The following is a 15422-nucleotide window of genomic DNA, read 5'->3' as shown; positions in this document are numbered from 1 at the left end:
TTTCAATTATTTATCGGTTTTTTTGAAATTTTTTGAAAATATTATTTGACAAGGCGTAGGGTCTTTTATATAATACGCCCACCTTAGCAGAGGGGCTATAGCTCAGTTGGTAGAGCACTTGCATGGCATGCAAGGGGTCAGCGGTTCGACTCCGCTTAGCTCCACCAAAAATTGATTAAGGTTTTGAATGTAAGCACCTAGGCATTTATCTTACATTCTCGAAGTTGCAAAACTTTCTACTTGCGCTCCATTCGTCTAGAGGCCTAGGACACCGCCCTTTCACGGCGGTAACAGGGGTTCGAATCCCCTATGGAGTGCCAATATTATAAAAAAGCCAGTCTGCCATGACTGGCTTTTTTCTTTTGGGTTATAATAAGAAAAATTTAAAATAGTCTGTCAATATGAACGCACTCACTTTTCGTAAATACCCGTCGACCACCGCCCTACAATGCTTTGAATCGGCAGCCCGTCATCTTAGCTTTACCAAAGCAGGTAAAGAGTTGCACATGACCCAAAGTGCGGTAAGCAAACAAGTTGCCCAGCTTGAAGAGTTGCTAGGCGTTCAGCTTTTTTATCGTGCCAACCAAGGCATCATGCTCTCGCCAAGCGGTCAAAGCTACTACAAAGACACTCTAAAAATCTTAGAACAAATCCACAACGCCACCATCAACATGATGGTCAAGCAACAAGAAGGTGAAATCCTAAAAATCGCCTGCCACCCTACCTTTTGCTCAAAATGGCTTGTCCCTGCTCTAAAAAACTTTGAAATCCAACACCCTAATATCCATTTAAGTATTAAAGAACAGTCCGAACCCATTCTAGATAACAATGAAATTGATATAGCCTTTGCTTTTGGTGACGGCATGTGGATTGATATGGATTCCGTCAAACTCTTTGATGAACGTCTTGTGGCGGTCTGTCGCCCCAATTATCTACCCCATGACATACAGGCACATAAGCTTGTTAATTATCCACTTTTGCAAATCAGCTCCCGCCCAGACGCATGGCATGACTACCTAGCCCATCAAGGCTATCAGAACGAGCAGGCACTTATGGGGGCAAGGTTTGATACTTTTTATGCGTGCATCACAGGGGCGATGATAGGCTGTGGGATTGCCCTTGTGCCAAAGCGGTTTGTGGTTGGTGAGTTGTCGGATGGCAGTTTGGTCAAAGCCATGCCTTTTGAGATGATAAGCCAAAATGCCTATTATATGGCGTATCAAAATCGCCTTGCTCACACACCCAAGGTGGAAGCCATGATAAACTGGATAACATGCTATCTTGCCAATCAAGAAAAAAACTCATAACATCCCTAGATTTTTTCGCTTGTCTTGTCTGTCAAATCGACCCAAAATATCCAAAAGACAATGTTAATTGGCAGGAGCGATTATGACAGACAATCATCACGTTACAGACGCATTTACTGTGGTTCACCCCATCGCACTTGAAAAAGGACTTGGGCCAAGGGTATGGGATACCGATGGCAGGGAATATATTGATTTTGTGGGTGGTATCGGCGTGCTAAACTTCGGGCATTGCCACCCTGCCATCACGTCCGCCATTCACGCCCAAGTCGATAAGATGACGCATTATGCTTACAATGCCGTCTATCACAAGCCCTACCAAGCCTATATGCCACGCCTATGTGGCGTGATACCCATCAATGACAAATTATCAGGTATGCTCACCAATTCAGGGGCAGAAAGCTGTGAAAACGCCCTAAAAATTGTCCGCCAAAAGACAGGGCGAGTAGGCGTAATTGCCTTTGATGGGGCGTTTCATGGGCGTACCTTGGCGGCGGTCAATCTAAATGGCAAAGTCGCCCCCTATAAGTCCGCCCTAGGCGTGCTGTCGGGCGGTGTGTATCATCTACCTTATCCAAGTGCCGATACAGGCGTCAGCTGTGAAGATGGCATCAAAGCCTTAGAGCGACTTGTGAGCGTGCAAGTTGATGTGGAGAGTATCGGAGCGGTGATTTTGGAGCCTGTGCAAGGCGAAGGCGGGTTTTTGGCGTTGGACAAAGACTTTGCCAAGTATCTGCGAGATTTTTGCAACAAGCATGGCATTGTACTGATTTTTGATGAGATACAATCGGGCTTTGGGCGGACAGGCGTGCCATTTGCCACGACTTTGACAGGTGTTGAACCTGACCTGATTTTACTTGCCAAGAGCATGGGTGGGGGTCTGCCTTTGGGAGCGGTCGTTGGTCGATCGTCTTTGACGGATGGGCTTGTCAAGGGCAGTCTGGGTGGAACATACTCTGGCAACCCCGTGGCGTGCTGTGCGGCGATGGCAGTGCTTGACATCATGGCGGACGATGCCACTTGGCAGACTGCTAAACATTATGAAGACACCCTAATCAATACTGTCAAGAGATGGCAACAGGACAATCTGTCGCCTTGGCTATCTGGCATGACAGGCGTTGGAGCGATGCGTGGGCTTGTCTTGGCTCACCCTGAGCATGGCACGCACCCCAATGTCATGGCGTACGTCCTAAAAACCGCCAGACAAAAAGGCTTGCTACTCATGCCAAGTGGCAAATACCGCCACATTATCCGCCTACTTCCGCCCATTACCATTGATAATGAGACTTTGACTGATGGCTTAGCAATCTTGCAAGACGTTTTGGCAAGTCTGCCTGATAACCCACAAGAGATTAAATAACCCCGCCAGCTTTTTTGCTAGGCAATGACTAACACAAGGAATTTGTTATGAGCTTTGTTCAAAAAGATGACATTCGTCATAAATTCTCGCTTGCCATGTCCAAGATGTACCAAGCCGAAGTGCCTTTGTATAAGGACTTAATGGACTTGGTTGCGGACGTTAATAAAGACACGCTGGCAAGCGACCCCGCCCTAAAACAGCACCTTATCAACACGGGCGAGCTTGACCGCATTGACCTAGAACGCCACGGAGCGATCCGCTTGGGTCTGCCGAGTGAACTTGCCATGATGCGTCGGTTGTTTGCGGTGATGGGCATGAGCCCTGTGGGCTATTATGATTTGACCCCTGCAGGGGTGCCTGTACATTCCACCGCTTTTCGGGCAACCGACAGCCAAAGCCTACAAAAAAGCCCGTTTCGGGTATTTTGCTCCTTGCTACGCCTTGAGCTGATTGATGATGATGCACTAAGACAAGAGGCGACCCATACCCTAAACCAACGCCAAATTTTTAGCGATAGAGTCATTGAGCTTATCCAAAAAAGCGAGCAAGATGGTGGTCTTGACGAAAAAGACAGCGAAGAATTTGTGATAGAGGCAACCAAAACTTTCAAATGGCACGACACATCACCCATCAGCAAAGCCTTGTATGACAAATTGCACAATCAGCACCGTCTGATAGCGGACATTGTTGGATTTAGAGGGCCACACATCAACCATCTGACCCCACGCACCTTGGATATTGATAAAGTGCAAGTGGGCATGGGCGAGCGTGGCATTCCCCCAAAAGAAATCATCGAGGGCCCGCCAAGACGCACCTGTCCAATCCTGCTACGTCAAACGAGCTTTAAGGCACTAAAAGAGTCCATCTCATTTACCAATGCCGATGGCAGTCTTGATGAGGGCAATCACACCGCCCGTTTTGGCGAGATAGAACAGCGTGGTATTGCCCTAACTACTAAGGGGCGTGCTTTGTATGATGAGCTTTTGAACAAGGCCCGTGCCAGTCTTAACACCACGCCCGAAAAAGACCCAAAGGCGTATTATAAAGCCTTGTCGGACAGTTTTGGCGAATTTCCTGACGATTATAAAACCATCTATGAAGAGGGGTTGGGGTATTTTTATTATCAGATTAATGACCAAAAAATTGATAAAGAAGCACCAACAGACAACCCACAAGAGCTTGTCAAGGCAGGTGTGCTAAGACTAGAGCCGATTGTGTATGAAGATTTTTTGCCTGTGTCGGCGGCAGGGATTTTTCAGTCCAATTTGGGCGATGATGCCAAAGCAGGCTACGATGGATTATCCAGCCAAGCGGTCTTTGAAGAAGCGCTGGGAGCAAAGGTGTTTGATGAATGCACGCTATATCAAGCCATGATGGATAAATCCTTGGAAGATGCCCTAAGGCAATTAAAGGTAGAGTAAACAAAAGCGTACCCAAGTTAAATTGACTGGGTATGTTTTGCTAGCTACAGAATTACTACAGGCCCATTTCTAAAGGATAAAGCCGAACAAACTAGAATTCAATACATTGAAGCCAAGCTAGTTTAATAAAGTAGGTATTTTGCAACACCTATTAACAATGCCTATTTTATTAAAGAATTGATTTTACGCTCTCATCATCCAAGCTTTAAAACTTGCAAAATTATCAAATTCAGATTATGCAGCCTAAAATAAAACCACTCCTTCAAGGCTGGGAGTGGTTAAAATAATTCACAAACGCTATACATCAAGGTTTGTCTTCTCGGTCTCATCTACTATCTTGGCTCCGACCAAATCACCCGTAACATTGCCACAGGTAAAGACCATATCAACCAATACATTGATACCTGCTGTAAGAGCTACTATCTCAATAGGCAGGCCTGCTTGGGCAAACACAATTGACATGCCAATCAATCCAGCTCCAGGCACTCCTGCCGTACCAACAGCTGCCATCGTACCAATGATTACAATACTAGCTAGCTCACCTAACCCGAGTGTAATACCCATAATCTCCGCCGCAAAAATAACTGCCACACCAAAACGCAAAGCCGTACCATTCATATTAACCGTTGCTCCTACAGGCAACGTGAGATGCGCAACCTTTTCACTAATGCCCGCATTTTTAGCAGCACGAATAGTGATAGGCAGGGTACTAAGAGAACTCGAGGTAGTAAAGGCAGTAAAGATAGCCTCTTTAGTATTTTTATAAAAATTAAATGGACTCACCCTAAAAATTTTAAGCATAATCGGGTAAACCAATACCAATAATACAATTACACCAAGATAAGATGTTGCAATAAACTTACCCAAAGCGATGACGGTTTGAATACCCTGAGAACCGAACGTGTTGGCAGTAATACCGAATACACCAATGGGAGCATATAGCAAAATTCCATTAAGCACTTTTGCCACAACCTCGTTGCACGCCTCAATAATCTCAAAAAGCAGATTTCCCATTTGCGCCTGTCTTTCGTCATCAGAATATCTCATAAACAAAATTGCCATACCAAATACCAGCGATACGAAAACTACAGCCAAAATATCACCTGTAGACATAGCATTGATGATGTTGGTTGGCACCATATTTAAAAGCACGTCAACAAAAGCAGGCTTGTCTGGTGCATTGACTACACTTTCTATAGGTATGCTAAGGCCTATACCAGGTTTAGTGATCTTAGCCAAAGATATACCAACCACCACCGCAATTGCCATAGAAATTAGATAAAATGGAAATATTTTAAGTCCAATCCTTCCAAGCTCTTTAGGATTAGAATTATTAACTGCTAACATCAGCGAAACTACAACCAAAGGCACAACCACCATCTTAAGAAGATTCAAAAAAAGGGTGCCTAGTGGTTTCAATACAATGCTGTCAGCACCTAATGTTATGCCTGCAATAATTCCCAATAAAAAACCCAATGCCATTTTTATCATAAAAGAAGTTTGGGTATACAACTGCCATGTTCTTTTCAGCATTCTAAACTCCTGTATCTGACTTGACTTATGAGCATTATCCATAAAAACATAAAAAAATGATATGGAAATATTTTCATAAACACAAGAAAAACAGTCATGACTTATACCAGAAACCATTTCTAAGTAAATGGCGAGAGAATTTTTAATTTTTACATCCAATTTAAATTGAATGGTAGATATCAATTTAGTTTTAACCATTCTCAAATAAAGTTTACCAACATCAAACTCAAGCCTAATTTTATATTATCAGTTATTTTTGACACAAATGGCCTATAATATATGCAATTAGGGAGCTATATTCAGGAGTTGTTCTAGATAAGATCACAAAATCCATTTAGTGTTAAAATTAACTAAATGGAAAAGTCATCTCAGTGTATTGCGAGTGTTTAGCCCTGCCGATGGCATATTGGCAGGGACTGCCTACAATGGACGGGGCATTACCACAGGTACGATGACGGGCAAGGCGTGTGCTGATTTTATAAAAACGGACGACCCTGATGTACTACCCTTGCCCTTTTATGACCTAAAAGAGCAGACCATCTCCTTTAAAAAACTGCGTGAAGTCGGTACAGAGCTTGGGCTGACCTTGTATCACGGTGGGCAGATTTTAAGGATTGTGCCATAAATTTTGTCCCAATGAGGCAATTTTTTGATATCATATAAGTTTTGACAAGAGATATACCATGAGCCTTTCACAATTTTTAGCCGATTTGCAATTTGACAACACCCAAATCAAAACCGACCCCGACAGCCTAGACAACTGGGGCAAAGACTGGACGAAGCATTTTGCCCCTGCGCCGAGTGCGGTGGTGTTTCCTAAGACGACAGAGGAAGTGGCTAAGATTGTAAGGCTTGCTAATGAGCATCAAGTATGTTTGGTGCCTAGTGGTGGACGTACAGGATTATCAGCAGGTGCTGTTGCCAGTAATGGTGAAGTGGTGGTAAGTTTTGATAAGATGAACGCCATTGGGACGTTTTATGAAGCTGATCGTATGGTAGAAGTAGAAGCTGGTGTGGTGACTAAGGCTTTGCAAGAATTTGCTGAATCTAAGAACTTACACTATGCCGTAGACTTTGCTTCATCTGGATCAAGTCAGATTGGCGGTAATATTAGTACCAACGCAGGTGGCATTAAAGTCATTCGTTATGGCATGACAAGAAATCAAATACTAGGATTAACTGTCGTTACTGGTAAAGGTGACATCTTAGAATTAAACGGCGGCATGTTGAAGAATGCCACAGGTTACGATTTTCGTCATTTGTTTATCGGAGCAGAAGGCACGCTTGGCTTTGTAACTCGTGCATTGATAAAACTTGAAAAACAGCCGGTTAATTTGACCGCGATGGTATTGGGTGTGCCTGATTTTGGGTCGGTGGTGAGGTTGCTTGATAAGTTTAGTAAGGCGTTAAATTTAACCGCGTTTGAATTTTTTGACAGCGTGGCAATCGATAAGGTATTGACCGCAGGGCACGCCAAAGCGCCGTTTGATAGCCGTACGCCTTTTTATGTTTTGCTAGAATTTGAAGCCGTCTCTGATGACGTGCTAGACACCGCCATGAGCGTGTTTGAGACGTGTTGTGAAGATGGTCTTATTGAAGACGGTGTGATGAGTCAAAGCGTGGGGCAACTGCATGAACTTTGGAAATTGCGTGAGAGCATTTCTGAGACGATTTCGGTATTTACCCCTTACAAAAATGACGTGTCGGTGCTGATTACGCATTTGGGTGATTTTATCCATGACATTGAACAGATCGTCAAGGACAATTACCCTGATTTTGAGATTTGCTGGTTTGGGCATATTGGCGATGGTAATTTGCACCTAAATATCCTAAAACCTGATAATCTCACCAAAGACGACTTTTTTGCAAAATGCCAAACGGTCAATAAATACGTCTTTGAAACGGTCAAAAAATACAAAGGCTCAATCTCTGCCGAGCATGGCGTGGGCATGACCAAAAAGCCGTATTTGGATTATACCCGTTCGCCTGCCGAGATTGAGTATATGAAAGCCATCAAGGCGGTATTTGACCCTAATGGCATCATGAACCGTGGCAAGGTCTTTGACATCGATTAATATCCTACTCACAAAACGCCTTGACAGATCAAGGCGTTTTTTCATTGATGCCATCTCAGGTCTGGGCGGCATTATTTAAATTTGAAGTTAGTCATCAGTGTGCTAAAATAGCGCGATTTTTAATAACTAAGATCTATCATGGCAAATTTTCGCACCCATCTCACCGTTGCTGCGGTAGCCAGCAGCGCACTCGCTGCCTGCGGTATGTATGCCAAATTATTCGGACTGACAACGGGCGTGCTGTGCGCCATCATTGGCACGATTGGCGGGCTACTGCCTGACATTGACCTAGATCACTCTGCTCCCGCCAAACATGGATTTTTCTTGAGCAGCCTCATCACCTCCATGCTCATCGTGATACTCTACGCCAATGCCTACCGACAAAACGAGCTGATTTTAGACTCTTTAATCCTGTGGGCGATAAGCTTTGTCATCATTCGCCTTGTGATCATTGAGACATTTAGCCGCTTGACGGTGCATCGCGGTGTGGTGCATTCTGTGCCTTATATGGCGATTTTTGGGCTCTTGGTGGCGCATGGTACATTCTACGGGCTTAAGCTGACGGCTTTTGTCAGTTGGGTGTTCGGGATATTCTTGTTCTTAGGCGCGCTCATTCACTTGGCGCTTGATGAGATTTATAGTGTTAACGCCTTAGGTCTAAAGCTCAAAAAATCCGCCGGCACGGCATTTAAATTCTTCGAAATCAAAAAACCACTGCATTATGCCGCGCTATATACCGTGATGATCGGGCTGTTTTTTACCGCGCCGCCTTATCAAGACGCTTGGCGTGTGATAAAAAAGCTCATCGCTTAGCCGCGAAACATCGCCCCCGTCACCACAAACGCCACGCTCCACAGGCAGATCAGCGCCACATGAATACCCATCACCTTTAAGGTACTGTCCGTATAAATACCCTGCTCAAGCTTAGCGACGATGCGAAACCGCGCGTGCAATGCGGTGATGATCGTTAATGCCAGCCATGTCAATTTGCCATGAATTAGCGCTGACAAAAACCCCATTGGCTCGCCCCACATGCCAACAGGCACGATATCATGCATCATGTATAGTCCTGTCACCACCTGCACAGCCAGCGCACTCATGCCCAGTGGTTCATAGCTTTTTTCAAATTTCAAGAACCCTGCCACGTCATTATGACGAATAAACCCAGGCATCAAGCGAATGAATAAATACAGATGGCCGCCAACCCAGATGCTTGCGCCCAATAAGTGCAAAATCAATGCCATCTGATGCATACTCATGCCCTTCTCCCCGATCTAAACACATTCGCATCATCATAAAATGACGCATCTTCATTATCCCAAAAATACGGCACACCCAAAATTGGCAATGGCGAGAGGTCTCTTGGTGTCGCCCCATCAACGAGCCATTGATCCAATCTAATGGCAAGCACCTCATCCACATATGCTAACTTATCCGCCAAACCAAGCTCAAAAAACTCATCATCCACGCTCAAAATAAGTGTATGGCTACAAAGTGGCTTGCGCGGATAAATCAACTGCTCAAGCAAAGCATGCCCAAAGATAAAAATCTGCGCAGCATCATCAGCACTTGGTAGAGCTGGGTTATGCCATTGATTGCGCGGCTTGACAAGTGCATTTTGCCAATCAAAATTCAGCAGTGCCTTGCCAATATCGCGATCTTTTACCATGAGTATCGCGCCATTTTCGTCAAAGACTGTAATCGCATCACGAACACGGTTGCGCCCATTATGCTCATTAGCGCCCTTTGCCATCTCGCGGATGTGAACGTGGTTTAATACCGACTTTGATTTTGGAAATGCTGACCACACGCACGCACCGAACCAGTCATGCAGATTATTGCGTGTTGGGATATTAGCAGTTGCATGGATATGCGCCTCGTACGCTGTGCCGTGTGGCAGATCGTCTTGATTGACGAATGTTAGAGGCTTATTCGAGTTATGTAATGTCGGCTTGATGGCATGATTTTTAAAATAGCTATTGAGCCAATCGGCAAGCTCACCCGTTGGCAAATCCTGATTGAAAGCTTGGTGCATGCCCAGATAAGGCATAAGCCAAGGTGCGGACAAGTCGATGCTCTTAAAGGCAGGAATAAAGTCGCTCATAATCAATGGTCAGTTGTCGTTATTCGCTTATTTTACAACGTTCGGTCTGATTTCGCCATGCTCTTAATCAATAAAAAACGCCCAACTTGTGAGCGTTTTTTATTGATATTGATTATTTCAGCAGCAGCTTATTGATGCGTTTTAGGTAGCCTGCTGGATCATCAAGCTGACCGCCATCTGCCAAGAGTGCTTGATCGAACACCACCTGCGCCAGATCATCAAAATCACTCGATGCCTCTAGACGCTCGATGAGTGGGTGCGTCGGGTTAATCTCAAGGATGGGCTTAACATCAGGCACGGGCTGCCCCATTGCTTTTAACATCTGCGCCATCTGCGGCGTCAGCTCGCCATCACCAACGACCAGGCAAGCAGGACTGTCCACCAGACGGCTCGACACGCGTACTTCTTTGGCACGATCAGCCAGGGCGCTTTGCAGCTTCTCAACGACTGGCTTTAGGCTCTCTTCGGCTTGGCGAGCTTCTTCTTTTTCGGCTTCATCGGTCAGATCACCCAGATCAACCGCACCTTTGGCGATGTTCTGTAGCGGCGTGCCGTCAAATTCGGTCAGGAAGTTCATCGCCCACTCGTCCACGCGCGCCGTCATTAAGATAACTTCGATGCCTTTTTTGTTGAATAACTCCAGCTGCGGACTATTCTTGGCGGCGGCTAGGTTGTCAGCGGTCAGATAGTAGATCGCCTTTTGACCTTCTTTCATGCGTGCTTTATAGTCAGCAAAGCCTGTATTCAAGGCATCATCTGTGCTTGTGGCGTAGCGTAGTAGCTTAGCGATGCGCTCTTGGTTTGAGATGTCCTCGCCCAGACCTTCTTTTAATACATCGCCAAACTCACGATAAAAATCAGCGAATTTGGCTTGTTTATCCGCATCTTCAGAATTGGCAAGGCTTGCAATCATGGTAAGCACGCGGCGCGCATTACCCTCGCGGATAGACTTGGTGTCGCGCGACTCTTGAAGAATCTCACGGCTGACATTCAGCGGTAGATCCGCCGTATCAATCACACCTTTCACGAAGCGCAGGTACATTGGCAATAGCTGCTCGGCATCATCCATGATGAAGACGCGTTTTACATACAGCTTTAACCCACGCTGCTGCTCGCGCGCATACAAATCCATCGGGGCTTTTTTGGGGATATACAGTAGCTGAGTGTACTGCACACGACCTTCGACACGGTTATGCGACCACGTCAATGGCGCATCAAAATCATGCGTCAAATTCTGATAAAAATCCGCATACTCTTCATCGCTCACCTCGCTAGGCGTGCGTGTCCACAGCGCAGTGGCTTTGTTGATGGTCTCGTATTCATCAGTTAGGACATATTCGCCCTTACCCGTCGGCTCGCCTGCATCATCCAGCTCATCTTGCCAGACTTGTTTGCGCATCTGAATGGGTAGACTGATATGATCAGAGTATTTATTTACCAGTGATTTGATGGTGTATTCATTGGTATAATCCTGCTCGCCTGCACTGTAATCGTCTTTTAGGTGTAAGGTGATGGTCGTGCCTTTGTTAGGCTTGGTAATGGTCTGTGTGGTGAATCGACCTGTGCCGTCAGACACCCAGCGTACGCCAACATCATGTGCTTCGCCTGCCTTACGACTCTCAACGACAATCTGATCTGCCACGATAAATCCTGAATAAAATCCCACACCGAACTGACCGATGAGATTACCATCTTTCTTATCATTATCAGACAGACGCTCCAAGAATGCCTTGGTGCCTGACTTGGCAATGGTGCCTAGGTTGGCGATTGCCTCTTCTTCTGTCATGCCAATGCCATTATCGCTAAAGCTGATGGTCTTGGCGTTCTTGTCGATGTTGATCTTGATGGCAAGCTCGCCATCATTCTCATACAGGCTGTCGTCCGATGTCGCCAAAAAGCGTAATTTATCACACGCATCAGACGCGTTCGATACCAATTCACGCACAAAAATATCCGCATTAGAATACAAAGAATGCGTCACCAAATGCAAAAGCTGTGCCACTTCGGCTTCAAATTGATGTTGGTTAATGTCACTCATGATCTCTCCAAGATGTTAAAAATCTACCAAAAAAATAGGGTCGTTTTCTTGCTTTTCAAGGCAAATCCCAAAAAGATGCCCAAAAATCATGCTACAATATAACTTAATTTTTGGTTAATGTATTGTCGTGAAAAAGCGTTTAAGATTATATTTAAAATACTGCTGTCATTTGTGATTATCATATTAGTGGCGGCAGCGTTAGGCTTCGGATATTTATTATCTAAAGAGCAGACACAAGGGGAAGTCTCATGGCAGTCCTGCTATCGCCCGACATTTTGGTCATGGTTTAGCCTGCCACCGCCCGCACAGCTACAGTGCGCCGCCATTGAGCTGCCCTTAGACGATACCCAAGACAAAACCATCACGATCGCAATGACGCGCCTGCCATCAGCGAATGCCGATGCCAAAGACTTGCTGTTATTAAGCGATGGACCCGGTGGTCACAGCCTTGACATGATCGACTGGCTGTCTGAGGATGAATACACTCGCACCCTAAAGGACAGCTTTCACGTCCTAGGCGTCGCACAGCGCGGCGTGAAGCCGTCCACTGCGATCGACTGAGGTGGCGCACTCGAAGAAGATGGCGCAAAAGCCTATGTTGATGCGTGCGTGGCACATTCAGGACTGGATTTTATCAAATCCATCAGCACCATCCACACCGTACACGACTTAGATAAAATACGCACCAAGCTAAATATCGACAGCTGGTCGATGCTTGGCTACTCCTACGGCACAAAAACGTCGCCCAGTACGCCGAATATTACCCGTCGCACCTAAGAGCAGGCGTATTAGACGGCGTGGTGGACACAAGCGAGGATTTATTTACGATTTGGGCGAATCAGCAGACAGGCGCTCAGATTGCTTTTTATCGATTCATGTCAAATTGACATCAAGATGAATCTTGTATCTTTGGTCAATCTGATGAACAAAATCGTGAATTTTTGACAAAAATCGCCAAACTTGCCGCCCAAAAACTCACCGATAAGAACAACAATCCCATCGATGAGCGAGCGATTCTAGGCATGATTGAAAATAATCTGGGTGATGAGCTGGCTTGGTCGGAGATGTATGTCATGCTTGATGAATTAAGTCATGGCAAAACGAGCAAATATAACGAATTGCTATTCATTCAAGAATTTGGCGAGCAGGATTTTAGCCAAGATGCCTTTGTCGGGATTAACTGTGCAGATTCCGCCCCAAAAGATCGCAGCAACTACCTAGACAGGGCAAAAGCCATCGGCAAAATCGCCGCCTACAACGACATTGAGCGCAGCGATGATGAGCTGCTAGATGCGTGCTATTATTGGCCTTTTGATGGTGCGGATGACTTAGATGCCAATCTTATCAGCGATGCCACGCCAACGCTACTGTTCGTGGCGCAGGCGCATGACTTCGCCACACCATTATCGAACGCCAAGAACATGGCGAATCGCTTTGGTGATTATTTGATTTATACGCCATATTTCGGTCACACCATCAGCTTATCAGGCGCCAATGCTTGCATCGATGGTGCGGTGGTTGATTATCTGATAAATGGTGATAAGCCTGATGTGATGGTTTGCCGCCAATCAAAGCGCCATCAAAAAATCCACCAAAGCGTCCATCTCTTTATCGTTTAGCGCCAAAGGCTTGATGAGTGGATCTAGGTGGTCATCATGGGCAATGGCAGGTGCATTTTTGGTGGGTGGGATTGTCATGCCTGCATTATAGATTGCCACCACACCCCGTAAATTTGTAAATAGTCCATGATGAAACCAAGGCTTTGAGTTGGATAGATTTCTTAAAGACGGTGTTTTGAATTTGCCAAAATCCTTAGCATCTCTCGTGACAGCACACTTACCAAAATCTTGACGCGGCCGCCCTGCCAGAGTCTGATTTAGATTATAAAATTTATCATCGCTCATTGCCATCCCAAAATGGCAATTCATACATCTGCCTTTGGTACGAAATACATGCAACCCCAAAAGCTCACCGTCGGATAATGCCGCACTGTCACCCAGCAAGAATTCATCAAATCGGGTACGTACAGGCGTAAGAGTAATGAGATATGCATTTAAAGCCTGGGCAACTTGGTCAATCTCAATAGCGGCCAATGTCTCACCAAATACTAATTTAAACTTCGGCAGATAGCCTTTTTGATTCAAGCGCATTGGCACACTTTCTAACGTTATGTCCATTTCGTTGGGATCAGTCAAGGGCATGAGTACCTGCTCAGACAGACTGCGCGCCCTCCCATCCCAAAAAAAATCCTTGCTACTTAGAACTTAATCCTAGGTGTATCAAAGACTGGCTATTACGACTGCCTTGCCTGCCATGCACGCCAATCGAAACGGCTCTTGGGTCTAAAAACCCATAAAGCGGATCATGACAATTGACATGCGCAACCCGCCCATCTGATGATAATGCGGTTTCAAAAAAATAACTGCCTACCCAAAATGGCAATTGGCGTAGGCGGTTTATCATCAATAACAATCGGCGCAAGCTCCAACCATACCAAACCCTCATCAACCGTTGGTGGATGCCATTGGCTGCTGGTCTTTTGATAATGATTGCGCAAGCATATTAAGTCATAATGTTTGTCTTTTTGGCAAAAAGCATGGGAATGAACACCTATCAATCCCATCCATATCGCCAAAAGTCAGCCACGCATCAGCAGTCCTGATCTGCCTTACATGCCTGATACGCCATCGTTACGCCTTGTATCATGGACGGATAAGCATTCTCACCGTGCGAATAACCTGAATTAAACTCAAAATTAACTTTGGCATTGGGCAGTTGTTGCTGCAAAAACTCATACATCAAATACGCGTCGCTATTTGGCAGATCCATGATCGGCGCGTTAGGATTTCGATGGCGCGCGGTCAGCTCCTGCTCGCCTAGCGTGATAAGAATATTTTTGATATTAGGCGTATCGATCAGCCCACTTCGATGTGCCAGAATACTCTTGTCATTCCACCAGATTGACGGGCTTGCGATCACATAATGATCAAAGCTCTCACTGCGAGAAAATAGCACATACAACCCAAACAGCCCACCATACGAATGACCCATCAGCGTGCGATGATTGGGATTGATGCCAAATTTTTTATCAAGCATGGGTGCCAGCTCATCCACCATAAAGGCATGAAAATAATCAGCACCACCAAAAGCCACTTGCTCACCTTTTGGCTCTGGATAATATTCAGCTGGCGGCGTGTAGTCGTGCGTGCGTTTTGGGATGTCAAACTGCTTGCCTGAAGTATAGCCAATCCCAACCACCATGAAGGATTTGGGATTTTTTTCACTTGGCTTGCCATGCATCATCTGCGCGATGGATAATGCTACCGCAAAGAATGCATTGCCATCAAGCACATAGATGACAGGATAGCCGCTGGCAGGTCTATCACCAATGGTCGCCACTTGAATCAAATATTCCTTATCTGCATAAGATGGATGCATGATCGTCTCTTGGCTATTTAGCATCGTGGCGGGCTGCCAAGTTGCCACTGGCTCACTCAAAGGCTTAGTCGCACAGCCTTGAAACATCAACGCCATCAAACTGACAGCTGCTAACTTTTTTATCATGATTGAGCATCCAATGTTATAAA

At 45.6% G+C, this 15422-nt stretch carries 15 protein-coding genes, 2 tRNA genes and 1 pseudogene; 11 read left to right on the top strand and 7 right to left on the bottom strand.

Going from position 1 to position 15422, the window contains the following annotated elements:
• Positions 1–91 precede the first annotated feature (91 nt).
• From DYD54_RS00975 to hglS, 5 genes are all read left to right on the top strand, one after another.
• A tRNA-Ala gene (locus DYD54_RS00975) sits at positions 92–167 on the top strand.
• A gap of 77 nt (positions 168–244) precedes the next feature.
• Positions 245–320 (top strand) — tRNA-Glu (locus tag DYD54_RS00970).
• Positions 321–401: 81 nt separating this feature from the next.
• Positions 402–1307 (top strand): LysR substrate-binding domain-containing protein, encoded by a 906-nt coding sequence (locus DYD54_RS00965; RefSeq protein ID WP_063513380.1) that lies wholly within the window; start codon positions 402–404, stop codon positions 1305–1307.
• Between the two features lie 82 nt (positions 1308–1389).
• Positions 1390–2664 (top strand): 2-aminoadipate transaminase, encoded by a 1275-nt coding sequence (locus DYD54_RS00960; protein WP_063513379.1) that lies wholly within the window; start codon positions 1390–1392, stop codon positions 2662–2664.
• A 47-nt stretch (positions 2665–2711) separates the two neighbouring features.
• Positions 2712–4085 carry a 2-oxoadipate dioxygenase/decarboxylase HglS gene (gene hglS / locus DYD54_RS00955; RefSeq protein WP_063513378.1) on the top strand — a complete coding sequence of 458 codons (1374 nt, stop codon included), beginning with the start codon at positions 2712–2714 and terminating at the stop codon, positions 4083–4085.
• Positions 4086–4382: 297 nt separating this feature from the next.
• Here the strand turns inward: hglS and DYD54_RS00950 are convergent, their stop codons facing one another.
• Positions 4383–5816 carry a dicarboxylate/amino acid:cation symporter gene (locus DYD54_RS00950; protein WP_256594051.1) on the bottom strand — a complete coding sequence of 478 codons (1434 nt, stop codon included), beginning with the start codon at positions 5814–5816 and terminating at the stop codon, positions 4383–4385.
• A 184-nt stretch (positions 5817–6000) separates the two neighbouring features.
• Here DYD54_RS00950 and DYD54_RS00945 point away from each other — a divergent pair, with 184 nt between their 5' ends.
• From DYD54_RS00945 to DYD54_RS00935, 3 genes are all read left to right on the top strand, one after another.
• Entirely contained in the window at positions 6001–6243 is a 243-nt protein-coding gene (locus DYD54_RS00945) for an FAD-binding oxidoreductase (protein ID WP_063513377.1), read from the top strand.
• Positions 6244–6301: 58 nt separating this feature from the next.
• A complete protein-coding gene (locus tag DYD54_RS00940; RefSeq protein ID WP_063513376.1) occupies positions 6302–7693 on the top strand; it encodes a D-2-hydroxyglutarate dehydrogenase in 1392 nt (463 codons plus the stop codon).
• Between the two features lie 138 nt (positions 7694–7831).
• On the top strand, positions 7832–8506 hold the full coding sequence (locus tag DYD54_RS00935; RefSeq protein WP_063513375.1) for a metal-dependent hydrolase: 675 nt from the start codon (positions 7832–7834) through the stop codon (positions 8504–8506).
• Here the strand turns inward: DYD54_RS00935 and DYD54_RS00930 are convergent.
• The 3 genes from DYD54_RS00930 to htpG form a co-directional block, all read right to left on the bottom strand.
• Entirely contained in the window at positions 8503–8952 is a 450-nt protein-coding gene (locus tag DYD54_RS00930) for a CopD family protein (RefSeq protein ID WP_147285059.1), read from the bottom strand. The genes DYD54_RS00935 and DYD54_RS00930 overlap by 4 nt on opposite strands.
• Entirely contained in the window at positions 8949–9797 is an 849-nt protein-coding gene (locus DYD54_RS00925; protein WP_063513373.1) for a DUF3025 domain-containing protein, read from the bottom strand. Before DYD54_RS00925 ends, DYD54_RS00930 begins: the two co-directional genes overlap by 4 nt.
• Positions 9798–9909: 112 nt before the next feature.
• Positions 9910–11835, bottom strand: coding sequence for a molecular chaperone HtpG (gene htpG, locus DYD54_RS00920; RefSeq protein ID WP_063513372.1), 1926 nt, complete (start codon positions 11833–11835; stop codon positions 9910–9912).
• A 171-nt stretch (positions 11836–12006) separates the two neighbouring features.
• Here htpG and DYD54_RS00915 point away from each other — a divergent pair, with 171 nt between their 5' ends.
• The 3 genes from DYD54_RS00915 to DYD54_RS00910 all read left to right on the top strand — a co-directional run bounded on the left by DYD54_RS00915 (position 12007) and on the right by DYD54_RS00910 (position 13454).
• Entirely contained in the window at positions 12007–12396 is a 390-nt protein-coding gene (locus DYD54_RS00915) for a hypothetical protein (protein ID WP_147285058.1), read from the top strand.
• A gap of 48 nt (positions 12397–12444) precedes the next feature.
• The gene (locus DYD54_RS11275) at positions 12445–12612 is read left to right on the top strand and encodes an alpha/beta hydrolase (protein WP_147285057.1); all 168 of its coding nucleotides are present in this window, start codon (positions 12445–12447) and stop codon (positions 12610–12612) included.
• 164 nt (positions 12613–12776) lie between these two features.
• Positions 12777–13454 (top strand): alpha/beta hydrolase, encoded by a 678-nt coding sequence (locus DYD54_RS00910; protein WP_063513370.1) that lies wholly within the window; start codon positions 12777–12779, stop codon positions 13452–13454.
• On the opposite strand, the pseudogene DYD54_RS11885 reads toward DYD54_RS00910, so the two are convergent.
• From DYD54_RS11885 to DYD54_RS00895, 3 genes and pseudogenes are all read right to left on the bottom strand, one after another.
• Positions 13404–14075 (bottom strand): annotated as a pseudogene (locus DYD54_RS11885) (cytochrome-c peroxidase); the annotation flags it as partial. The gene DYD54_RS00910 and the pseudogene DYD54_RS11885 overlap by 51 nt on opposite strands.
• Before the next feature lie 13 nt (positions 14076–14088).
• Positions 14089–14316 (bottom strand): cytochrome c peroxidase, encoded by a 228-nt coding sequence (locus tag DYD54_RS00900; RefSeq protein ID WP_167541380.1) that lies wholly within the window; start codon positions 14314–14316, stop codon positions 14089–14091.
• A 168-nt stretch (positions 14317–14484) separates the two neighbouring features.
• Positions 14485–15399: an alpha/beta hydrolase gene (locus tag DYD54_RS00895; RefSeq protein ID WP_063513367.1), complete on the bottom strand. Its 915-nt coding sequence runs from the start codon at positions 15397–15399 to the stop codon at positions 14485–14487.
• Positions 15400–15422: the final 23 nt, after the last annotated feature.

The sequence above is a fragment of the Moraxella ovis genome (assembly GCF_900453105.1).
Taxonomy (GTDB): domain Bacteria; phylum Pseudomonadota; class Gammaproteobacteria; order Pseudomonadales; family Moraxellaceae; genus Moraxella; species Moraxella ovis.
Note: the sequence above shows the minus strand (reverse complement) of the source record. Positions and strands in the feature narration are given on the sequence as shown.